17 protein-coding genes are annotated in these 22825 nt (G+C 36.2%); 12 read left to right on the top strand and 5 right to left on the bottom strand.

Translation table 11 applies throughout. The annotated features are described in order from the left end of the window. The first annotated feature begins 67 nt into the window (after positions 1 to 67). The 10 genes from ACO05S_RS03625 (at position 68) to ACO05S_RS03580 (ending at position 13516) form a co-directional block, all read left to right on the top strand. Positions 68 to 982, top strand: a complete 915-nt coding sequence (locus ACO05S_RS03625; RefSeq protein WP_421920186.1) for a glutaminase — start codon at positions 68 to 70, stop codon at positions 980 to 982. 460 nt (positions 983 to 1442) lie between these two features. Beyond that, the gene (locus ACO05S_RS03620; protein ID WP_421920185.1) at positions 1443 to 2168 is read left to right on the top strand and encodes a pseudouridine synthase; all 726 of its coding nucleotides are present in this window, start codon (positions 1443 to 1445) and stop codon (positions 2166 to 2168) included. Positions 2169 to 2460: 292 nt separating this feature from the next. Beyond that, the gene (locus ACO05S_RS03615) at positions 2461 to 7005 is read left to right on the top strand and encodes a hypothetical protein (RefSeq protein ID WP_421920184.1); all 4545 of its coding nucleotides are present in this window, start codon (positions 2461 to 2463) and stop codon (positions 7003 to 7005) included. Beyond that, positions 6899 to 7258, top strand: a complete 360-nt coding sequence (locus tag ACO05S_RS03610) for a hypothetical protein (protein WP_421920183.1) — start codon at positions 6899 to 6901, stop codon at positions 7256 to 7258. Before ACO05S_RS03615 ends, ACO05S_RS03610 begins: the two co-directional genes overlap by 107 nt. Next, a complete protein-coding gene (locus ACO05S_RS03605; RefSeq protein WP_421920182.1) occupies positions 7218 to 7874 on the top strand; it encodes a hypothetical protein in 657 nt (218 codons plus the stop codon). Before ACO05S_RS03610 ends, ACO05S_RS03605 begins: the two co-directional genes overlap by 41 nt. 83 nt (positions 7875 to 7957) lie before the next feature. Then, the gene (locus ACO05S_RS03600) at positions 7958 to 8713 is read left to right on the top strand and encodes a hypothetical protein (protein ID WP_421920181.1); all 756 of its coding nucleotides are present in this window, start codon (positions 7958 to 7960) and stop codon (positions 8711 to 8713) included. Then, the gene (locus ACO05S_RS03595; protein WP_421920180.1) at positions 8673 to 9245 is read left to right on the top strand and encodes a hypothetical protein; all 573 of its coding nucleotides are present in this window, start codon (positions 8673 to 8675) and stop codon (positions 9243 to 9245) included. The genes ACO05S_RS03600 and ACO05S_RS03595 overlap by 41 nt, the downstream gene beginning before the upstream one ends. Before the next feature lie 11 nt (positions 9246 to 9256). After that, a complete protein-coding gene (locus ACO05S_RS03590) occupies positions 9257 to 10264 on the top strand; it encodes a hypothetical protein (protein WP_421920179.1) in 1008 nt (335 codons plus the stop codon). Further along, positions 10146 to 12482: a gliding motility-associated C-terminal domain-containing protein gene (locus ACO05S_RS03585; protein WP_421921273.1), complete on the top strand. Its 2337-nt coding sequence runs from the start codon at positions 10146 to 10148 to the stop codon at positions 12480 to 12482. The genes ACO05S_RS03590 and ACO05S_RS03585 overlap by 119 nt, the downstream gene beginning before the upstream one ends. Continuing rightward, entirely contained in the window at positions 12482 to 13516 is a 1035-nt protein-coding gene (locus ACO05S_RS03580; RefSeq protein WP_421920178.1) for a type IX secretion system membrane protein PorP/SprF, read from the top strand. The genes ACO05S_RS03585 and ACO05S_RS03580 overlap by 1 nt, the downstream gene beginning before the upstream one ends. On the opposite strand, the gene ACO05S_RS03575 is transcribed toward ACO05S_RS03580, so the two are convergent. Together ACO05S_RS03575 and ACO05S_RS03570 are read right to left on the bottom strand one after the other, a co-directional pair. Then, the gene (locus ACO05S_RS03575) at positions 13513 to 15912 is read right to left on the bottom strand and encodes a cache domain-containing protein (RefSeq protein WP_421920177.1); all 2400 of its coding nucleotides are present in this window, start codon (positions 15910 to 15912) and stop codon (positions 13513 to 13515) included. The genes ACO05S_RS03580 and ACO05S_RS03575 overlap by 4 nt on opposite strands. Before the next feature lie 50 nt (positions 15913 to 15962). Next, on the bottom strand, positions 15963 to 16523 hold the full coding sequence (locus ACO05S_RS03570) for a hypothetical protein (RefSeq protein ID WP_421920176.1): 561 nt from the start codon (positions 16521 to 16523) through the stop codon (positions 15963 to 15965). A 237-nt stretch (positions 16524 to 16760) separates the two neighbouring features. Between ACO05S_RS03570 and ACO05S_RS03565 the strand changes: the two genes are divergently transcribed. Next, positions 16761 to 19757 (top strand): sensor histidine kinase, encoded by a 2997-nt coding sequence (locus tag ACO05S_RS03565; protein WP_421920175.1) that lies wholly within the window; start codon positions 16761 to 16763, stop codon positions 19755 to 19757. A 33-nt stretch (positions 19758 to 19790) separates the two neighbouring features. On the opposite strand, the gene ACO05S_RS03560 is transcribed toward ACO05S_RS03565, so the two are convergent. Next, entirely contained in the window at positions 19791 to 20612 is an 822-nt protein-coding gene (locus ACO05S_RS03560; protein ID WP_421920174.1) for an aminotransferase class IV, read from the bottom strand. 424 nt (positions 20613 to 21036) lie between these two features. Between ACO05S_RS03560 and ACO05S_RS03555 the strand changes: the two genes are divergently transcribed. After that, positions 21037 to 21330 (top strand): hypothetical protein, encoded by a 294-nt coding sequence (locus ACO05S_RS03555; protein ID WP_421920173.1) that lies wholly within the window; start codon positions 21037 to 21039, stop codon positions 21328 to 21330. Between the two features lie 39 nt (positions 21331 to 21369). Here ACO05S_RS03555 and ACO05S_RS03550 read toward each other — a convergent pair whose 3' ends face one another. Together ACO05S_RS03550 and ACO05S_RS03545 are read right to left on the bottom strand one after the other, a co-directional pair. Next, positions 21370 to 21711 carry an avidin/streptavidin family protein gene (locus ACO05S_RS03550; protein WP_421920172.1) on the bottom strand — a complete coding sequence of 114 codons (342 nt, stop codon included), beginning with the start codon at positions 21709 to 21711 and terminating at the stop codon, positions 21370 to 21372. An 80-nt stretch (positions 21712 to 21791) separates the two neighbouring features. Then, positions 21792 to 22781, bottom strand: coding sequence for an isoaspartyl peptidase/L-asparaginase family protein (locus ACO05S_RS03545; protein ID WP_421920171.1), 990 nt, complete (start codon positions 22779 to 22781; stop codon positions 21792 to 21794). Positions 22782 to 22825: the final 44 nt, after the last annotated feature.

Genomic DNA, 22825 nt, shown 5'->3' with positions numbered 1-22825 from the left:
CTTCGGTAGATTCTCTTTTCTATCAATATGAAGTGCAAGTTGTCGGCATTTGTATTTAATCACCAAAATGAATTACCAAGAGATTTTTATAGAGGTAAATAAAAAGCTTAAGTCGTGTAAAGATGATGGTACTGTAGCTTCATATATACCTGAATTGCATAAGGTATCACCAAGTAAGTTTGGAGTGCACATGTGTACTGTAACCGGCGAAAACTATGGTTTTGGTGATTCGGAAGAGAAATTCTCCATTCAATCTATTTCAAAAGTCTTGTCCTTAAGCATGGCATTCGAAATAGAGAAAAACCAGCTTTGGAAAAGAGTGGGGGTTGAACCATCGGGAAATCCATTTAATTCATTGGTACAATTGGAGTACGATGCCGGAATTCCACGTAATCCATTCATTAATGCAGGAGCTATTGTTATTGCTGATATTTTGATTAGCAAACTGAAGAATCCAAACATAGAATTTATTGATTTTGTTAGAAAATTATCAGGCAATAATGAAATAAATTACTGTGAACGTATTGCAAAATCAGAGAAATCTAAAGGACATAGAAATGCTGCTTTGTGTAATTTGATGAAGTCATTTGGAAATATAGAGAATAACATTCATGATGTAATTGAATTTTATTTTGATTTGTGCTCTATTGAGATGACTTGTAGCGAATTAGCAAGAACTTTCTTGTTTTTGGCTAATTATGGAGTAAATCCTTTGGATGGAGAAAAGATAATTAGTTCGAGTAAGTCAAAACGAATAAATGCGGTAATGCAGTTATGTGGTTTGTATGACGAAGCAGGAGAATTTTCGTTTAAAGTTGGTTTGCCCGGAAAGAGTGGAGTTGGTGGTGGTATCGCTGTAGTTCATCCGGGAAAATATAGCATGGTGGTTTGGAGTCCGCGATTAAATAAAAAAGGAAATTCGAGCAAAGGGCTACGATTTCTTGAGGAATTTACCAGTTATACAGAATCATCAATTTTTTGATTAAATGTGCAGCAATTGGTAACGGTTGTTATTTGATTGTTTAAAGAGTTATTCTTTCGCATTCAGCTTAATACTCCTATTTATTACAGTAGGCATACTGATTTATCAGATTTTTTGAAATACCAAAATACCCATTTTACCCCTTTCAATTTTTTGGCGACGCTCGTTTTATCATGAAAATAGATCTTTTCAACAGCAGGTGAAGCATAAAAAATGTAGATTTTACATCCATCCATTAAAGTTTAAGCTGGTATAATGTATCATTTTAAAAATATAATTTATCTGATTCAGTGATAATACAAGTAATTACCATGAAAGGAGTTGGATCAAAATAATCATTAGCCTGTATGTTTAATAATCATTTCAATCATGCTGTTTCATAATAAAACTGCTATAATAGTTGGGAATATTCCTGTACTTTTGTCAATTGTTTAAGTTTTCGAACAATTAAAAGTAGTGTATGGAATATATCCGATTAAATAAGGCTATTGCTGAAACAGGATACTGTTCGCGTCGTGAAGCAGACAAGCTTATCGAAACCGGAAAGGTAAAAGTGAATGGGAAAGTAGCCGAAATGGGATCTAAAGTAAGTAAGACTGACGAAATTTCGATTAAAGGTCAGTTAATTACGAAGACGGTTCGGAATATTTATCTGGCTTTTCATAAGCCAGTTGGCATTACTTGCACTACCGATGTTCGGATAAAGGGCAATATCGTTTCTTATATCAATTATCCTGAAAGAATTTTTCCGATAGGTAGATTGGATAAACCAAGTGAAGGCTTGATTTTCATGACAAATGATGGCGATATTGTAAATAAGATTTTAAGATCGAGAAACAATCACGAAAAGGAATACATTGTTAGGGTCAATAAAAAAATTACCAATGATTTTATTCGAAAAATGAGCAATGGAATTCCTATTCTCGATACTGTAACCAAAAAATGTAAGGTTTGGAAGGTAAACAATCATACATTTAAAATTATTCTCACACAAGGATTGAATCGCCAGATTAGAAGGATGTGCGAATATCTTGGTTATGAGGTTATAAATCTTAAACGCTTGCGAATCATGAATATTGAACTCGGAAGCTTGAAAGCAGGGAAGTATCGTTCGTTTACCAGAAAAGAGCTTAAAGAACTCCTGAATTTGTGTGAAGATTCTAGCAAAACGCAGGATAATTCGTGATGATCTAATCCTGCTCAAACTGGGTTTAAGCGAATGGCTTATTTAACTTTAACTTTCTTAAGGTAGCTAATCCTTCTTTGTATTTCAATTTCATTTTGAATATCAGGTCATATTTGCATCAAATGTGCTTAAAATCAAACACATGTATTTTTGTTTAAAAATTCTTACAAATAAATAAAAACAAATAGAACATTAATCACTAAATTTACGTAGTTAAAGAACTTAAAATAGCCATTTGTCAAAACGACATATTGCGAATGATTCGTAGGTTTGCACAATTTGAGGAGAGGAAATGAAAAAACTTTTACGACTGTTTTGTTCTACGTGCTTTTTTCTGTTTGGTTATCATTTGGTTTCAGGACAAATAATAAGTCCTGTTAGTGATACTACAATTTGTGTTGGAGAATCCGTAACTCTTCAAGCAGCTCTTGGTTCCTATATGTACAATTGGAGTACTGGTGATTTATCCAATTCCATTACTGTTTCGCCAAGTACAACTACATCGTATTCACTTCGTGTTTTTATCCCTGATACGGGAACCGAGTTAATCAGCAATGGTGATTTCGATTCGGGGAATACTGGTTTTTACAGCGAGTATGTTTATTGTCCCGATCCAATATTGTCTTCATCCAATCATTCTCACTCTCAATCGTTATGGGAGGAAGGAAGATATGCTGTTGATAATAATCCCAATGAGTATCATGCAAATTTTTCAGCCTGTGGAGGTCATACGGGAAATAATCCGGATAATTATTTAATCGTTAATGGCGCTCCTGATGAAAATGTGGTTGTTTGGAGTCAGACCATTACCGTAAATCCAAATCAGTATTATGCATTTTCAACATGGGCATGTAATGTACACCCTACAAACCCAGCTCGCTTGGAGTTTATGATTGATGGTGTTTTAATGGGGGATTACATTGAGCCCAGTTCCGGATCAACCTGTAACTGGGAAGAATTTTACTCTTTATGGTATTCCGGAAGCAAAACATCCATCGAAATATCGATCGTTAACAAAAACCTGATCAGAAGTGGTAATGACTATGCGTTGGATGGAATATCGTTTAATCCTTTGCTTGAGGTTCCTGATTTAAGAACGGTTAATGTTGCAAATCCAGCAACTGTAAATGCAGGACCCGATCAAACACTTTGTGGTAATTTACAGGCAAACCTATCTGCATCGATTACAAACCAATCCGGATTTTTTTGGACGAGCTCAGGGGATGGAACTTTTTCAAACTCAAATGATCAAAATGCAACATATCTTCCTGGAAGTAACGATATAGTAAGTGGTTCGGTTGTGATTACAGCTAATGCTGTTTCGAACACTCCTTGCGGATCAATATCAGATGACCTAATATTAACTTTAAATCCTGTTCCGGAAATCGGATTTGGTGATCATCAGGCTTCCTGTGGAGGTGGAGATGTAAGTTTGGATGCAGGAAATCCGGGATCAGCCTATTTGTGGAATACCGGAGAAACTTCTCAAACGATCACCGTATCTACAGATGGAGATTATTGGGTAGAGGTAACAAATTCCTTTGGTTGCGTTGAATCGGATACAGTTCATGTTGGATTTTATGCTGATTTGACTATTGATTTAGGGCCAGACCGAACTGTTTGTACTGGCGAACCTGTTGTCTTGAATGCTGGAATTTCGGGTGCAACTTACTCGTGGAGCACAGGTGAAACAACACAAGAAATTATTGTGTATAGCGCAGGCAATTATTCTGTTACAGTAACAAATTCTTATGGCTGTAATGCAAGCGATAATGTGAATGTGAATCTTGTTCCTCCTCCTACGGTTGATTTAGGACCCGATCAGGTAATAAACGATGGTGATGTAATTACATTGGACGCAGGCAACCATTTTCTATACATTTGGGATGATGGATCAAGAGGGAGATATTTAAATGTTGATAAAGCTGGTTTGTATGCTGTTCGTGTAATGGATATGAATGGTTGTTCTGCCATGGACATGGTTAATATTACCAGTTCTTCTGGAACAATACCGCCAGTTACATTAAATGATACCATTATTTGTAAAGATGAATCGGTAGAATTATATGCAGGTAGCGATTTTCTATTCAATTGGGATGTAGATGGATTGTCTTCAAGAGTTGTTGTAACTCCTGATACTACAACAACCTATAATTTAAGGGTGTTTTATGTAGATAAAACTTTGGAGTTGGTAAATAATGGTGATTTTTCTCTTGGGAATATAGGCTTCCAAAGTGACTATTACTATTGTACCAGAACATGGTGGTGGTCATGTCGTTCAAGAAGAAGTAAATATATAATTGACAATGATACAGATACATTTGGATCAGACAAAAGTAATTGCGGAGGAGTAACAGGTAATAGCCCTGATAATGTGTTGGTGGTTGAAGGAGGAAATGTTAATAGTACTGTCTGGGAGCAGGATATAAATGTTGATACAGATAGTTATTATACTTTCTCGCTTAATGTAACTAACCTGAAGAACTCAAGCACGGATGATTTTGAACTTGTAATTAATGGGCAGCTTGCTATGCAGTTTAGTACTGCAAATCCTTGTGATTGGACTGAATATAAAACATTAGTCTATTCGGGAACTGATTCTCAATTTAATATTAAAATTAACAATACGGCAACTTCAGGAAGCAACAATGCATTCGCTTTTGATGGAATTAGCATGTTTAAATTGGCAGAAATACCATTAGATGTTACGGTAACAGTTATTCAACATGCAATTGCCAATGCAGGTCTTGATTTATCAATTTGTGAATCCGGTGCAGCTTCTGTAAATGGCACTATTGAAAATGCATCTTCGTTTTTATGGACTAGTTTAGGTGATGGAACTTTTGATAACGCCAATAATTTAAATGCAAATTATACACCGGGTTTAACAGATATTGCAAATGGATTTGTGGATCTTGAGTTAAGTGCTCAGCCTATAGCTCCATGTACTGCACCTGATCGTGATACACTTCGCGTGGATATTAATTCAAATTTGTTAATTGACTTAGGTGCAGATAGAGAGTTTTGTCAGGGTGATTCAGTTATTCTTACATCCAATTTTGCCAGTGGTACATATTTATGGAACACAGGAGAAACAACTCAGTCGATTACAGTAAAAACGGCAGGAAATTATTCTGTTATTGTTAGCGATATCAATGGCTGTACAGGTACCGATGATGTAAATGTTACCGTTCACCCTAATCCAATTATTGATTTAGGATCAGATCAGGTAACTTGCGATGGACTAGCTGTAATGCTAGATGCTGGGCATCCGGGTTCATCCTACATCTGGAGTAATGGTGAAACTCTTCAAGCCATTTTAACGCCCATAGCAGGTAATTATTCAGTTGTGGTAACGGATGCGAATGGTTGTATGGGAATGGATGATGCTAACATTATTGTTAATTTACCTCCAACAGTAGATTTGGGAATGGATCAGGAAACTTGTGCAGGTGGAAGTATCACTTTGGATGCCGACAATACAGGATCAACTTACCTTTGGAATACAGGAGCCAGCACACAAAGCATTACAGTTTCTGTCTCAGGCAACTATTCAGTGGCTGTAACCGATGCGAATGGTTGTTCGGCAACAGATGATGTAAATGTTACGGTTCATCCGAATCCAACAGTAGATTTGGGAATGGATCAGCAAACTTGTGCAGGTGGAAGTATCACTTTGGATGCCGGCAATACAGGATCAACCTATTTGTGGTCAAACGGATCAACAAGTCAAAGTATTACAGTTTCAACTTCAGGCAACTATTCAGTGGTTGTAACCGATGCGAATGGTTGTTCGGCAACAGATGATGTAAATGTTACGGTTCATCCGAATCCAACAGTAGATTTGGGAATGGATCAGGAAACTTGTGCAGGTGGAAGTATCACTTTGGATGCCGGCAATACAGGATCAACTTACCTTTGGAATACAGGAGCCAGCACACAAAGCATTACAGTTTCTGCCTCAGGCAACTATTCAGTGTTTGTAACCGATGCGAATGGTTGTTCGGCAACAGATGATGTAAATGTTACGGTTCATCCGAATCCAACAGTAGATTTGGGAATGGATCAGCAAACTTGTGCAGGCGGCAGTATCACTTTGGATGCCGGCAATACAGGATCAACTTACCTTTGGAATACAGGAGCCAGCACACAAAGCATTGCAGTTTCAACTTCAGGCAACTATTCAGTGGTTGTAACCGATGCGAATGGTTGTTCGGCAACAGATGATGTAAATGTTACGGTTCATCCGAATCCAACAGTAGATTTGGGAATGGATCAGGAAACTTGTGCAGGTGGAAGTATCACTTTGGATGCCGGCAATACAGGATCAACCTATTTGTGGTCAAACGGATCAACAAGTCAAAGTATTACAGTTTCAACTTCAGGCAACTATTCAGTGTTTGTAACCGATGCGAATGGTTGTTCGGCAACAGATGATGTAAATGTTACGGTTCATCCGAATCCAACAGTAGATTTGGGAATGGATCAGCAAACTTGTGCAGGCGGCAGTATCACTTTGGATGCCGGCAATACAGGATCAACCTATTTGTGGTCAAACGGATCAACAAGTCAAAGTATTACAGTTTCAACTTCAGGCAACTATTCAGTGGTTGTAACCGATGCGAATGGTTGTTCGGCAACAGATGATGTAAATGTTACGGTTCATTCGAATCCAACAGTAGATTTGGGAATGGATCAGGAAACTTGTGCAGGCGGCAGTATCACTTTGGATGCCGGCAATACAGGATCAACTTACCTTTGGAATCACAGGAGTTTCAACTTCAGGCAACTATTCAGTGGTTGTAACCGATGCGAATGGTTGTTCGGCAACAGATGATGTAAATGTTACGGTTCATCCGAATCCAACAGTAGATTTGGGAATGGATCAGGAAACTTGTGCAGGCGGCAGTATCACTTTGGATTCAACTTCAGGCAACTATTCAGTGTTTGTAACCGATGCAGTGGTTCGGCAATACAGGATCATTACCGAATTGGAATACAGGAGCCAGCACACAAAGCATTGCAGTTTCAACTTCAGGCAACTATTCAGTGGTTGTAACCGATGCGAATGGTTGTTCGGCAACAGATGATGTAAATGTTACGGTTCATCCGAATCCAACAGTAGATTTGGGAATGGATCAGCAAACTTGTGCAGGCGGCAGTATCACTTTGGATGCCGGCAATACAGGATCAACCTATTTGTGGTCAAACGGATCAACAAGTCAAAGTATTACAGTTTCAACTTCAGGCAACTATTCAGTGGTTGTAACCGATGCGAATGGTTGTTCGGCAACAGATGATGTAAATGTTACGGTTCATCCGAATCCAACAGTAGATTTGGGAATGGATCAGGAAACTTGTGCAGGCGGCAGTATCACTTTGGATGCCGGCAATACAGGATCAACTTACCTTTGGAATACAGGAGCCAGCACACAAAGCATTACAGTTTCTGCCTCAGGCAACTATTCAGTGTTTGTAACCGATGCGAATGGTTGTTCGGCAACAGATGATGTAAATGTTACGGTTCATCCGAATCCAACAGTAGATTTGGGAATGGATCAGGAAACTTGTGCAGGCGGCAGTATCACTTTGGATGCCGGCAATACAGGATCAACTTACCTTTGGAATACAGGAGCCAGCACACAAAGGTTCAGGCAACTATTCAGTGGTTGTAACCGATGCGAATGGTTGTTCGGCAACAGATGATGTAAATGTTACGGTTCATCCGAATCCAACAGTAGATTTGGGAATGGATCAGGAAACTTGTGCAGGCGGCAGTATCACTTTGGATGCCGGCAATACAGGATCAACTTATTTGTGGTCAATACGGAGCCAGCACACAAAGCATTACAGTTTCAACTTCAGGCAACTATTCAGTGTTTGTCGATGCGAATGGTTGTTCGGCAACAGATGATGTAAATGTTACGGTTCATCCGAATCCAACAGTAGATTTGGGAATGGATCAGGAAACTTGTGCAGGCGGCAGTATCACTTTGGATGCCGGCAATACAGGATCAACTTACCTTTGGAATACAGGAGCCAGCACACAAAGCATTGCAGTTTCAACTTCAGGCAACTATTCAGTGGTTGTAACCGATGCGAATGGTTGTTCGGCAACAGATGATGTAAATGTTACGGTTCATCCGAATCCAACAGTAGATTTGGGAATGGATCAGGAAACTTGTGCAGGCGGCAGTATCACTTTGGATGCCGGCAATACAGGATCAACTTACCTTTGGAATACAGGAGCCAGCACACAAAGCATTACAGTTTCAACCTCAGGCAACTATTCAGTGTTTGTAACCGATGCGAATGGTTGTTCGGCAACAGATGATGTAAATGTTACGGTTCATCCGAATCCAACAGTAGATTTGATTAATGGATCAGCAAACTTGTGCAGGCGGCAGTATCACTTTGGATGCCGGCAATACAGGATCAACTTACCTTTGGAATACAGGATCCAGCACACAAAGCATTACAGTTTCAACTTCAGGCAACTATTCAGTGGTTGTAACCGATGCGAATGGTTGTTCGGCAACAGATGATGTAAATGTTACGGTTCATCCGAATCCAACAGTAGATTTGGGAATGGATCAGGAAACTTGTGCAGGCGGCAGTATCACTTTGGATGCCGGCAATACAGGATCAACTTACCTTTGGAATACAGGAGCCAGCACACAAAGCATTACAGTTTCTGCCTCAGGCAACTATTCAGTGGTTGTAACCGATGCGAATGGTTGTTCGGCAACAGATGATGTAAATGTTACGGTTCATCCGAATCCAACAGTAGATTTGGGAATGGATCAGGAAACTTGTGCAGGCGGCAGTATCACTTTGGATGCCGGCAATGGATCAACTTACCTTTGGACCAGCACACAAAGCATTGCAGTTTCAACTTCAGGCAACTATTCAGTGTTTGTAACCGATGCGAATGGTTGTTCGGCAACAGATGATGTAAATGTTACGGTTCATCCGAATCCAACAGTAGATTTGGGAATGGATCAGGAAACTTGTGCAGGCGGCAGTATCACTTTGGATGCCGGCAATTTACAGGCACACATGCCGGCAATGATGTAAATGTTACAGGAATGGATCAGGAAACTTGTGCAGGCGGCAGTATCACTTTGGATGCCGGCAATACAGGATCAACTTATTTGTGGTCAAACGGATCAACAAGTCAAAGCATTACAGTTTCAACTTCAGGCAACTATTCAGTGTTTGTAACCGATGCGAATGGTTGTTCGGCAACAGATGATGTAAATGTTACGGTTCATCCGAATCCAACAGTAGATTTGGGAATGGATCAGGAAACTTGTGCAGGCGGCAGTATCACTTTGGATGCCGGCAATACAGGATCAACTTACCTTTGGAATACAGGAGCCAGCACACAAAGCATTGCAGTTTCAACTTCAGGCAACTATTCAGTGGTTGTAACCGATGCGAATGGTTGTTCGGCAACAGATGATGTAAATGTTACGGTTCATCCGAATCCAACAGTAGATTTGGGAATGGATCAGGAAACTTGTGCAGGTGGAAGTATCACTTTGGATGCCGGCAATACAGGATCAACCTATTTGTGGTCAAACGGATCAACAAGTCAAAGTATTACAGTTTCAACTTCAGGCAACTATTCAGTGTTTGTAACCGATGCGAATGGTTGTTCGGCAACAGATGATGTAAATGTTACGGTTCATCCGAATCCAACAGTAGATTTGGGAATGGATCAGGAAACTTGTGCAGGCGGCAGTATCACTTTGGATGCCGGCAATACAGGATCAACTTACCTTTGGAATACAGGAGCCAGCACACAAAGCATTGCAGTTTCAACTTCAGGCAACTATTCAGTGGTTGTAACCGATGCGAATGGTTGTTCGGCAACAGATGATGTAAATGTTACGGTTCATCCGAATCCAACAGTAGATTTGGGAATGGATCAGGAAACTTGTGCAGGCGGCAGTATCACTTTGGATGCCGGCAATACAGGATCAACTTACCTTGTGGAATACAGGAGCCAGCACACAAAGCATTACAGTTTCAACTTCAGGCAACTATTCAGTGGTTGTAACCGATGCGAATGGTTGTTCGGCAACAGATGATGTAAATGTTACGGTTCATCCGAATCCAACAGTAGATTTGGGAATGGATCAGGAAACTTGTGCAGGCGGCAGTATCACTTTGGATGCCGGCAATACAGGATCAACTTACCTTTGGAATACAGGAGCCAGCACACAAAGCATTACAGTTTCTGCCTCAGGCAACTATTCAGTGTTTGTAACCGATGCGAATGGTTGTTCGGCAACAGATGATGTAAATGTTACGGTTCATCCGAATCCAACAGTAGATTTGGGAATGGATCAGCAAACTTGTGCAGGCGGCAGTATCACTTTGGATGCCGGCAATACAGGATCAACTTACCTTTGGAATACAGGAGCCAGCACACAAAGCATTGCAGTTTCAACTTCAGGCAACTATTCAGTGGTTGTAACCGATGCGAATGGTTGTTCGGCAACAGATGATGTAAATGTTACGGTTCATCCGAATCCAACAGTAGATTTGGGAATGGATCAGGAAACTTGTGCAGGCGGCAGTATCACTTTGGATGCCGGCAATACAGGATCAACTTACCTTTGGAATACAGGAGCCAGCACACAAAGCATTACAGTTTCTGCCTCAGGCAACTATTCAGTGGTTGTAACCGATGCGAATGGTTGTTCGGCAACAGATGATGTAAATATTAATATTTTACAGGAATTTGATTTTGACTTGATTTACTCCACTAACTTGGTTTGTCATGGAGACTCAACTTATATTGAAGCCCCAAACATGCAAGGATATTCTTATCGATGGAAAAAAGATGGTGTAGATATTATTGGAGAGAATTTATATTCAATTACGATTGGGGAATCCGGATTATATTCTTTGGAAATTCTAAATAATAAAGGCTGTATTGCTAAAGATCAGGTTGAAGTTGAAGTAATAAGCTTACCCAACTCCCCTCTACCCGATAGGGTTGACATTTGTTATGGAGAATCCGTTAAACTTGATATCGGAGAAGGAGAAAAATTTTTCTGGAATGATGGCCTTACAACTCAAAGCAGGCTAGTGACAGAAGCTGGGATTTATCATGTGAGAGTTCAGGATATTAATGGATGTGTTGGGCACGATTCAGTCGAAGTAATTGTACACGATCTACCTATTGTTGATTTAGGTCCGGATCTATATATCTGTGAGGGAGAAGAGCTAATTCTTGAAGCTCCGGATGGATATTATACCGAATGGATTCCAGGAGGGATAAGGCAATCAATTTATGTTTATGAAAAGGGCGATTTTACATTGAGAACAACCGACGAGTTTGGTTGTACAGGAGAAGATGATATCAGTATTTTCATCCATGAAAACCCAGATGTTTATCTAGGAAGAGATACAGTTATTGCAGAAGGGAGCTCCATAATTCTAGATGCAGGTAGTGGTTATGTAGAATATGAATGGAGTAATCAGGAGGACTCTCAATTCTTAAAAGTAGAGAAAGATGGTGAGTATTCGGTAAATGTTGTTGATGTTAACGGTTGTAAGGGTAATGGTAAAGTTAAAGTTGCTGTCAACCCAAGACCAACAATAAATTTAGGAGCTAGTGCTGGTATTTGCGAAGGAACATCTTTAATGTTGGATGCAGGAAATTGGGAAAAATATTTATGGAATACAGGAGATACAACCAGAACAATTGTAGTTAACAATTCTGGTGATTTCACCGTACAAGTTTGGGATATGTTTGGCATAATGGGCACAGATACTATAAGTGTAGAGGTATATCCATCTCCAAAGATTCAAATGTCAGTAGATACACTTAGTATGTATAAAGGTCAAAGTTTAACCATTGATGCTGGGGCAGGATATTCTTCATATCATTGGAATACAGGTTCAGATTGGAGGAGCATAGAAGTTGATGAAGTTGGGGAATATAGTGTTAAAGTTGAAAACGAATATGGTTGTGTGGCTCAAGCTTCAATTACGGTAAAATTGTTGGAGCCTAAGATGGTTGTGCCGAATGTGTTTACACCAAATGGGAAAGGACCTAATGAAATATTTTATCCTGTTTTTAAAGGGATCGTTAATGATTTTGAAATGTATATTTATACTCGATGGGGAGAACAAGTCTTTAAACTGGAGAAGGATATGGTTGCCAATAATGAATTGAAGCATGAGGGATGGAATGGAACTTACAAAGGCAAAGACGCCGAAATAGGAGTGTATGTATGGATTATTTTTTATGGAGGAAAAGAACGTGCTCACGGAACGGTTACATTATTTAGATAATGAATAGAAAGAGGCGAATAGCAGGCATATTATTTTTATTAATGAATATATTAAATTTGAGTGCCCAGGATGTCGAGTTTTCTCAATTCTATGCAAATAAAGTGTACTTAAATCCAGCTTTTGCAGGATCTGATTTTGATACTCGTATTTCTATGAATTATAGAAACCAATGGCCCGAAATAAGTTCTGCATATGTAACTTATAGTGTAGCTTACGATCAGTATGTAAATCAACTGGGTGGCGGTATTGGCTTACAGGTGATGCAGGATGAACAGGGAGATGGGACGATTAGCACTACTACAGTAAGTGGGATGTATTCCTATACATTAAGAGTTTCTAAGAATTTGGCAGTAAAAGCTGGGTTTCAAACTTCGTTTATTCAAAGAAGGCTTAATGATTCGAATTTTACTTTTCCCGATCAAACTGATGAATTTTATATTAATGGCTTGATCAACCCTTTTACAGGTGAGAGTGCTATTGATCATCTCAATCGAAGTTATGTTGATTTTTCATCGGGATTGATAGCTTCACATAAAAATTGGTTTATTGGTTTTGCAGCTCATCATCTAACGGAGCCGGATGAAGCGTATAAAAATGAAAGTGACTATTCCAAATTACCAAGAAAATACACCTTGCATTGTGGGGTAAATGTTCCAGTTTTTAGAAGAGGATTGCATCAGTCTGATATTGGATTAGCCCCAAACTTTTTATATCAACAGCAGGGAACTAATAAACAGTTTAATTATGGTTTGTACCTTTCTAAAGGATCATTAGTTGTTGGAATGTGGTACAGGGACAATCTGGAATTAGAATATGATGCAATAATCTTACAAGTGGGAGTAATGAGGGACTGGTGGCAGGTTGCTTACAGTTACGATAAAACTGTTTCAAAGTTGATTCATACCAATACAGGAGCTCATGAAATATCATTTTTAATGAGATTTAAGAATAGCAAAAGGAATAGAAACAGTTGTCAGGAAATAGCATTGAGAAGTAGAAGAAAGATAGGTCGAATAAAGTGTCCACACTTTTAAATCATTTCATTTATAATACTTAGAAGATTTTTCTTTAGAATTGGTTTTGCAATGTATCCGTCAAATCCGGCACCCAAGATTTGTTCTTTTTCGTTTGCTAGTGCATAAGCAGTTTGAGCAATAATTTTAATATTAGGATTGTCTTTTTTGATTAGTTTTAAGGTGTCGTATCCATTTAATTCAGGCATTTGTAAATCCAACAATACCAAGTCATAATGAGATGTGCTACATTCTTCTACTGCTGACCTTCCATTGTCTGCCGAAGATAGTGTAACGCCAGTGGACTGAAGCATTTGCTTTATCAGAGTAATATTAACATTGTAATCATCAACGATGAGTATTTTTTTGCCGGTTAAATCTTTAATGAATCCACTTTTTCGTACTTTTTTGATTGGTGCTATGTTCGCTTTTTCATCAATTAAATAGGGAATGCTAACAAAGAAGCTACTACCTACATCTTCAGTAGACTCCACCCACATATCACCACTTAACAATTCTGCTAATTTTTTCGAGATAGATAAACCTAAACCAGTGCCTCCATACCTTCTGGCATGAGAATCATCTGCTTGACGGAACCTACTGAATATGATTTTCTGTTTTTCGGGAGATATACCAATACCTGTATCTTCTACAGTAAATATTAAGTTGCTTTCATTTAGGTGATAGGAAACATGGATACTACCTGTTTCTGTAAACTTTAATGCATTCTCAATCAGGTTGGTAATAATTTGCTTTAATCTTAGGGGATCTGTGTAGATAACCGATTCTGACTCTTCCAGACCCTTGGTGAATTTTAATTCAATATGATCTTTACCTTTGCTAATTTTAATTTTTTGGAAGGTGTGATACAATTCATCAAATAGCTGATTTAAACTGTAATGTGTTTTTGAAATCTTAAGTTTTCCTGATTCTATTTTTGAGAAATCAATAATGTCGTTGATAAGATTTAATAGAGAATTACCACTATTTCTAATATGGGTAAAAAATTGTTGTCTTGTTTCAAAAGGTAAATCATCTTCTTGTAGTAATTCTGAGAATCCTATTATTGCATTCATTGGAGTGCGAATCTCATGAGACATGTTGGCAAGAAAAGAGGATTTTAATCGATCTGATTCTTCAGCTTTTTCCCTTGCAATTTGCAATTCGTTCTCTTTTTGGGAGCGGATGCCAATCATTCGGTTAATAGTAGTTCCCATATCTTGAAACTCAGAGAAGTGAAGTTCGTTAATGTCAACTTGATAAGATTGTGTGGATGCTTTCCTAAAGAAATTATTAAAAGAAGTGAAGTTCTGTTTCATTTTTGCAGAAATCATCTTCGAAGTTATATAGATAATAATGATTGCGCATAAAATCAGGAATACAATTTGAAGTATGTATTTTCTAACGTCACTTTTTAATTCAGCTCTTGCAATTTCAATATTCTTATCAATTTCACTAGTTAATAGTCCTGCGCCTATTACCCAATCCCATCCTTTAATTAATTTAACGTAGGAAACTTTATCATTTTCATTTGTATATGGATTTTGATAATTCACAAATCCAGATACTTCCTGCTCGGCGGCTTGAATTAGTTGCTTAACGTTTTCTCTGCGAGATTTGCTTGTGTAGTCCTTATAGTTTTTTCCAATACTTGTTGAATCAATATGTAATAAACAAGTCCCATCTTTTTTGTACACAAAAAAGTAATTGTCTTGATTCGCATTGATTTGGCTAATTCTAATAAGAGCTTCTTTTTGAATTTCAGGCTGCAAATCATCTAAAAACGCAAAACTGCCAAAGTACCAATTATAAGGAGTGAATTTTTTTATGTAAGAAATCTTGGTGTATGCGTTGTATTTGTTTTTTAGCTGGTTGGAATTTTCGTATTTGGTATAGGCACTATCCTTGTATTTCATTAATTCAATTTCATTTTTGACAATGTAATTTCCATTGATATCCTTTAAGTTGATTAAACTTATATTTTCATTTTGTTTTGAAAATGGATAAAGTATGCCTTTGCCACTTAAGTTATTTATAAATATATATCCTCTGTTATTATTTATTCTTAAGGCTGATAAAGCTTCTTTGATACGATATTTTATTTCTCGATCTGATAAGTTGTCTTTGTTTTCATTATAAATATGAATTGCTATTGCATGTGCTTGATTAACGAAGTTTTCAAGTCGATATTTTAATAATGATTCAGCACGTGTGTTTAGATAGTCTAAGAAATTAACACATTCATCGGCTTTATGCACTAAAATGTCTTTCTGCTTCTTAATGAATTCTTTTCTTAGGTTATCCGATTCTGTGTTAAATTCATTAAACTTAGTGTATATCCATATTCCACCAAATCCGACTAAAAAAGTAATAGTCAGAACTAAAAACAGCATAAAGTAGGCTCTACTAATGCTCATCTTGGTTTTAACAGATTTGTTTTGGGTTGAGTTCATGCTGTTGTACGAAATCAAATTTTAAATTGACTTAGTATTTGATTGAAAATAGGATTAAAAAAATGGAATCCTAGTTCAAATTCAGCCTTTATATCCTGGTCCACAGGCAGTGTGTCTAAATCATTATGACTATTAATTTTATTAAGGATTCCAGTATTATATCGCTTTGTTTTTTTATTCACAATAAGATGAGGTAAGCTGTGATATTCGGCCTTTAATTGAAACTGATCTTTGTTAATTGTGTTATTCGACAATAAGAAATTGTAGATATCAATAAAATGAACCGATGATTTAGCAAAGTACACACCTAACTCAAAATTCGTGGATAATGGAACCTCATAAAAGAATGAAAAATCATGACTTTTAGCTTGCCTATACTCTATAATTAGTCTGTTCTTGTTTACATTTACGTGATCATATTCAAAATGCCAATCGAGTTCGGGTATATGTTTGAACTCCTTCTTAATTGCATAAAGGACTTTTAATCTTGCTTTTACAGAATAGATGAAGTTTTGATTGTATTCAAATATTTGACTAGCTTTTTCAATGTTTCCTTTTTCGAGTTTAAATAGCATACTTAGTTGGTTGAGGTTACTATTTTGGCAAAGTTAAATTAATGTAAAAACTTCTATTTTAATGAACGGTTATTATTAATGAACATCAGCACTGTCTACGTGTTATATTTGTTTTTGTTATTACAGGGCTTGATTTATAAAGATTTTAAGTTTTATTTAATGTAGTGATTACTGAATTGATTTAACTTGACACATTTGACAGCTTAAAATTCCTTGGATAATTAGTATCATTGCATTATGAGCCTAATAATCAAAAAGCAAACTGCCTTTTATCTAATTCTATTTTTTGCACTAAACTCATTTGCAAGGTATAGTAGAACTGATGATTTTACTCAGGTTAATGGATTGCCAAGTAATTGTGTAAATTATATTTTTGAAGATTCTCGTGGACTCATTTGGTTAGCAACCGATGTAGGTTTATGCGAGTTTAATGGACATGAGATAAGATTCAGAAAAGAATTAGATCGCTTGCAAGGAGAGAAAGTTACATGTTTGGCAGAGGATGTAAATGGTAATCTACTAATTACAGCTACTGGGGTTGGCATATGTGAATTCGATGGAGAAAAACTAAAAGTGTTGGGAGGTTTCAAAGATAATTCTCAAGCTGAAATGCAAACAGTTTCAGCTTTCGGAAAAACGATTGTAGTTGGTGCTTCAAACGGAGTATTCGTAAGGGAAAATGATGGCGAATTATTCAATTACTCATTGGTTAATGGTTCTAATCGTCTCGATGTATCAAGAATATCACTGAGCAGTAGGAGTTTAATTATTTTTCCAAAACTAGAACAGGGAAGCTATTCTTTTGATCTTAAAGGAATTTATAAGCGGGAATTTAAAAAGAAAAATGTTCTTGAAGTAAATAGGAAATACAATGGTAGTCTCAGAATAGGAGATCAAATTATCTTAAAAAGGGAGAAAGAGAATTTCAAATGCGATGTATTAAATTGTTTGTCTAATAACGATGAGTTATTTGTTTTGCTGCGATATTTTAAGGATGACATAGAATCTAGAACGTTAGTGTCTGTAAAGGATGGATTCTGTAAAGATATTCAAGAAGAAAGGGGATTAAGAAGTGTTTTTGTGCAATCCATTTTTAAACACAAACATACAAATGATATTTGGTTAGGAACTAAAAATCATGGGCTGATTCGATTGAAACAGTCAATTTTTTCAATCTTTAGTGTGGAAAGTAAGATGCCTGAAGTTGGTACTGTTGCAGATTTTATATCTCTAACTGATGGTTCGATTGTTTTGGCTGGTAGTAATGGAGTAGCAAGAATAAAAGATGAAAAGATTCAGAGTTTTTTAACCATTAAGGACTTTGAAAAATTACCTTCCCTGGCCAAAAAACAATATGTGATTATTAATGATATTGAGATAGATAGAGATATCATTTGGGTGGCTACAAATCATGGGTTTTTTACTATAAATAGTAATACATTTCAACTAAGCTATAAGGGAATATCAAAAGCCTTAAATTTCATACTTCTTTCTAATAATAAACTATTTTATTATGATGGAAGAAATTTTGTCACCTCTGATTTGGGCTTCAATTCAAGAAAGCAGATTTATAAGACTGTTTCGGGAAGACAGCAAGTTGAAATCACCAATATGATAGAGTTTGATTCCAAGGTGTGGGTTTCAACCGATAATCAGGGGATTTTTAGATTTGATAAGGATAAAGTATATAAGTTTGGAAGGAATAACTGTGGAATTCATAATGTTGTTAATGACATGCTAATTCTGCCTGATTCCAGCATTATTGCAGGTGGAAATAATGGAATTCTGTATAAATTAAAAAGTGAAGGCAATCAATTGGTTATTAAGGATTCATTAGACAATAGCGATGGTTTGGAGGGTATTACTATTCATGGTTTTCAATATTTGCAGGATGGTTCAATTTGGTGTGGAACAAATTTAGGAGTTCACCGATTTGAATATGAAAGTTGGCATCCTGATTCTGTTGTGAAATACAGGTTTTGGAATGCTCCTAAAGATGTTGTATTTCGAGGTGAAGAGTCGTTAATAGATAAATACGGCTGTATTTGGGTACATTCAAATCATTCTTTAATGAAAATTAAAGCTTCGGATTTTGATGCTGATAAAACATCCTATCAGCCTTCTTTATTTGGAGTAAAAATTAGACAGGATCGCTGGAAATCGAAGAAATCAGAGGTAAACAAGTGGACAAAAATTCCAAATAATCCGATATATCTGAATTATAATGAAAACAATGTAAGTTTCCACTTTGGAATGTTTTATTGTCATAACTTGGAGAATGTAAAATATAGGTGTAGGTTGCTTGGTTTAGATAAAAATTGGTCGGATTGGACAAGATCGAATGAAGTAATTTTTTCAAATTTAAGAGGAGGAGATTACGTGTTTGAATTAGAGGGGCGTAAGTTAAGTTCCGGGCAGGTTTTAAAATATTCAATAGATATAATTCTGGATACAGCATGGTGGAAAACTACTTGGTTCGGGCTCATCTTATCATTTATTTTATGTCTTTTAGTTTATTATAGCATTAAGTTATACAAGCGTAGAATTCGATTCGAAGAGAAAAAAAGAACAAAACAGTATAATAGAGTAATTGGCCTAAAGATTAAAGCTTTGCAATATCAGTTAGATCCTCACTTTATTTTTAATTCATTGAATGCCATACAAAGCTATATTTTAGAAGAAGAGGAGGATAAAGCCTTAGAATACTTATCAGATTTTTCGATGGTGCTCAGAAACAATATTAATAATGCCAATAAAAACATGATATCTCTAAATGAAGAATTGGCATATCTGAAAATCTATTTAAAGCTGGAACAAATGCGATTTGAAGATAAATTTAGTTTCCAAATCAACATTGATAAGAATATAAATAATCATGATGTTCAAATCCCGCCAATGTTGATTCAGCCATTTTTGGAACATGCAATAAAATATGGTATTAGTAAACTAAAGGAAAAAGGAAAGTTGGTTATTCGTTTTGTTTTGGAAAAGGATGGATATTTAAAGTGCGAAATAATTGACAATGGATTAGTAAATAGACAGATAGATATAAATAACTCAGTGTCGGACTTGATTAAAGGAAATTCGCTTCAAATTACTTGTGACAGAATGAAACTTTTGAATAAAGTTCTTACCAATGGCAGAACTTATTCATACAAGATTAATGAGATAATAGACTCAAAATCTAACTTTTCCGGAGTGATAACTGAGATTGGATTTCCGAAACTGAAATAGAAGAAAATCATTGTTTTGCAATTAATACAAGTACTAGCTATCCATACTTAAATTCTCATTTACCACCCTTCTGTATTCACTTAGAATCTTTGAGAGTAAAGGATGATCAGCAGAAAAACTCAAGGAATTAATTCTCTTTATTGGCAGAATCATTGGTGAAGTCCCCGTTAAAAATGCTGCATCGTATTTGGGAAGATCTTCGTATGGGATGGAAATAAAGTGAATTGGTATTGAAAGTTGATTGGCGATTTCAATAACTTTTCCACGAACAATTCCATTAAGTACTTCATTGTTAGGTGCTGTATACAGCTCATTGTTTTGAATGAAAAACAAATTAGACCTACTGCCTTCGGTTAGGTTTCCTAGTTTATTTAGAAGTAGTACTTCAAACATATTAGCTTCATCAATAAGATTGTTGGTTTTCGACCTTAAACTATGGTTGTACACTTTTGCAGTTGGTGTAGGTCGTTCTGCCTGATGTATAATGGTTCTAACTCCTTTTTGATATTGTAGTTTTGTTGGATAAGAGTGGCGTACAAAATAAGCATAGAAATTTTTTTCTTTCGAATTAAAATTAAAAACCAGTTTAATGTTACCTTCTTTACAATCATTTTTATCAACCAAAAGCTGAATGTTCTCTTCAATTTGAGTAAAATCGTAAAGAATATTCAAACCTACTTTTTGTGATGATCTTAAAAGACGAGAGTAATGTTCGAATAGAAAAATGGCCCGGCCATTATATAGCCGAACCACTTCGTACAATGATGTACCATTCTTTAAATAACTATCCTTAAAACTTTCTACAGCTTTAAGTTTATTATTATGCAAGAAAAGATATTGGCAACATTCGTTCATAATTCTATGACTTTAAATCAAATAATTAATTAGCCTAATTCGATTAAAACATTGTAACAGTATGCAAAGACAGTCATATGCTTTTAAAAGGTCATTTTCATCAAACTCTTACATTAAAAGTTCTTAAAAATTTCCTTGGATTCTTTCAGATTTTTTAAACAAAGCTTTAATGAATCTGATTTTCTGAGATAAATATTTTTATCGAATTCAGGTTTTACAAATAAAGCTTATTTAGCCAGTTTATGCAATTGTAAGTATGCTTCCAATTATAAAACCATCAGTTTTTGTTTGCATCAAAATTTAAGTATTAAAGTCATTATAAATTATTTTATTCGTAATAAAACTCGCATTATTTAATCAATCATTAGTTGATGGCTTTTTAAGTATAATTTGTATTTTAGCCTATATCAAAAAAAATTAGATTATGGCAAGCAAAAAAGAATTCAAAAAGGATGTGAATTTTCTAACTAATGAGATCTTAATGAGAGGAATGATTCACCTTGAATTTTTCGGGGAAAAGAATTCAAATCAAGTATTTGAAATAATGAATGATGCTGTTACAAAGCGAAATGATTACATATCCAGGATTAATTATCGATTAAAAGATAAAAGTGCCAAAGAGGTTAAATCTCACTTTAAATTAATATATGATGATTTGCTTAAATCTACTCATGGTTTACTTGAAAAGATTGATAGTTTAGATATTGAAATTAACTAATTGAAAAGGAGTTTGATGACCAAACTCCTCTTTTTGTTTTTAAGCTTTCCTAAAAGTTCCTACACCTGTTAATATGGCTTTTGCGAGTTGTTCTTCGTCGCTACCTTCACTTTGAGATAAGTGCCACATGGTATGTATAACCGGGCCTATTTCATCAAGTTCAAAACGTCCTGTCCAACAGGCAATCGATCCGTATTTTCCAAAATCAACCATAAAGGCAATTACATTATTATTGATTTTGCCACTGATCTGGAATTTTTCTTCAAATTTAGGTTGTCCAATTGCAGTTTGAAATGTACCGCTAACTCTATTGTCAACAATTGCAATCTCCATTTCTGAATTGTACTGATTCTTCCATTTACCGTTTAAATTTATCGTCATGTTGCTTTAGGTTTAAAGTTGATAACATTTACGCCATACTTAATTTAGGATGAAATTATTAATCGGCAAAATATTTCCGCTTACCTGTACAAGTATTTTTCTTTTTCACCTTTAGAGTTTATGTAGCCTCGATACATACCCGGGGTGTTCATTTTCATGGCTGGTTTACCATATTTATCCAATGATATAAAACCACCTGTTCCATTAATTTGATTGAGTTTTTCAATCACCGCATTTGTGGCCTCATCAAGGCTCATATTTTTATATTCCATCATGGCCGCAATGTCTTTGGCAATACTCAATCTAATAAAATATTCGCCATGACAAGTGCACGATACGGCACAAGTAGCATTGTTTGCATAGGTACCAGCACCAATTATCGGAGAATCACCAATGCGTCCGAACTTTTTATTGGTCATCCCACCCGTAGAAGTGCCCGCTGCTAAATTGCCATTTTTATCTAGTGCTACACAACCTACAGTGCCATATCTATCGCTTTGCTTCATTTGTTGTTCTTTACTTCGGATTTTCTGTAGATATTCCCATCTTTTTGCTGTGTAAAAATAAGAGCTATCTACTATGCTTAATCCTTGTTGCTTTGCAAATTTCGAGGCGCCTTTACCACTTAATAAAACATGTTCTGAGTTTTCCATTACCTTTCTTGCTGCGCTAATCGGATTTTTTACATCGTCTACACCAGCAACAGCTCCGGCATTTAAATCTTTTCCCCACATAATGGAAGCATCTAATTCGTTTTTACCTGAGTTTGTAAAAACTGCACCTTTTCCTGCATTAAACAATGGAGAATCTTCCAAAACGTGAATGCTTAATTCAACAGCGTCCAGAGCCGATCCACCATTTCTTAATACAGAATCGCCAATACTTAAGGCTTCATCAAGCTTAGAGTAAATTTGTTTTTCTTTTTCAGCTGTCATGTTTTTCTTTAAAATCGTGCCAGCCCCACCATGTATGCAAAGAGCATAGTCAAGTTTTTCAGGTTTTTTCGAATTGGTCTTGCAAGAGACAAAGTAAATTGCCAGTAGTAGCATTAACAAATTTAGGTTTCTCATGTTTGGTTAGTTTTAGATAAAAAAATAGTGTCAAAATAAGATTG

It is taken from the genome of Marinifilum sp. (assembly GCF_965230805.1).
In the GTDB taxonomy this organism is placed as follows: domain Bacteria; phylum Bacteroidota; class Bacteroidia; order Bacteroidales; family Marinifilaceae; genus Marinifilum.
Note: the sequence above shows the minus strand (reverse complement) of the source record. Positions and strands in the feature narration are given on the sequence as shown.

Excerpts from the sequence above, each read along its gene's own strand:
- ACO05S_RS03625 (WP_421920186.1), top strand. The coding sequence starts at position 68 with ATGAATTACCAAGAGATTTTTATAGAGGTAAATAAAAAGCTTAAGTCG.
- ACO05S_RS03620 (WP_421920185.1), top strand. The coding sequence starts at position 1,443 with ATGGAATATATCCGATTAAATAAGGCTATTGCTGAAACAGGATACTGT.
- ACO05S_RS03615 (WP_421920184.1), top strand. The coding sequence starts at position 2,461 with ATGAAAAAACTTTTACGACTGTTTTGTTCTACGTGCTTTTTTCTGTTT.
- ACO05S_RS03610 (WP_421920183.1), top strand. The coding sequence starts at position 6,899 with ATGCCGGCAATACAGGATCAACTTACCTTTGGAATCACAGGAGTTTCA.
- ACO05S_RS03600 (WP_421920181.1), top strand. The coding sequence starts at position 7,958 with ATGCCGGCAATACAGGATCAACTTATTTGTGGTCAATACGGAGCCAGC.
- ACO05S_RS03590 (WP_421920179.1), top strand. The coding sequence starts at position 9,257 with ATGGATCAGGAAACTTGTGCAGGCGGCAGTATCACTTTGGATGCCGGC.
- ACO05S_RS03580 (WP_421920178.1), top strand. The coding sequence starts at position 12,482 with ATGAATAGAAAGAGGCGAATAGCAGGCATATTATTTTTATTAATGAAT.
- ACO05S_RS03575 (WP_421920177.1), bottom strand. The coding sequence starts at position 15,912 with ATGAGCATTAGTAGAGCCTACTTTATGCTGTTTTTAGTTCTGACTATT.
- ACO05S_RS03570 (WP_421920176.1), bottom strand. The coding sequence starts at position 16,523 with ATGCTATTTAAACTCGAAAAAGGAAACATTGAAAAAGCTAGTCAAATA.
- ACO05S_RS03565 (WP_421920175.1), top strand. The coding sequence starts at position 16,761 with ATGAGCCTAATAATCAAAAAGCAAACTGCCTTTTATCTAATTCTATTT.
- ACO05S_RS03560 (WP_421920174.1), bottom strand. The coding sequence starts at position 20,612 with ATGAACGAATGTTGCCAATATCTTTTCTTGCATAATAATAAACTTAAA.
- ACO05S_RS03555 (WP_421920173.1), top strand. The coding sequence starts at position 21,037 with ATGGCAAGCAAAAAAGAATTCAAAAAGGATGTGAATTTTCTAACTAAT.
- ACO05S_RS03550 (WP_421920172.1), bottom strand. The coding sequence starts at position 21,711 with ATGACGATAAATTTAAACGGTAAATGGAAGAATCAGTACAATTCAGAA.
- ACO05S_RS03545 (WP_421920171.1), bottom strand. The coding sequence starts at position 22,781 with ATGAGAAACCTAAATTTGTTAATGCTACTACTGGCAATTTACTTTGTC.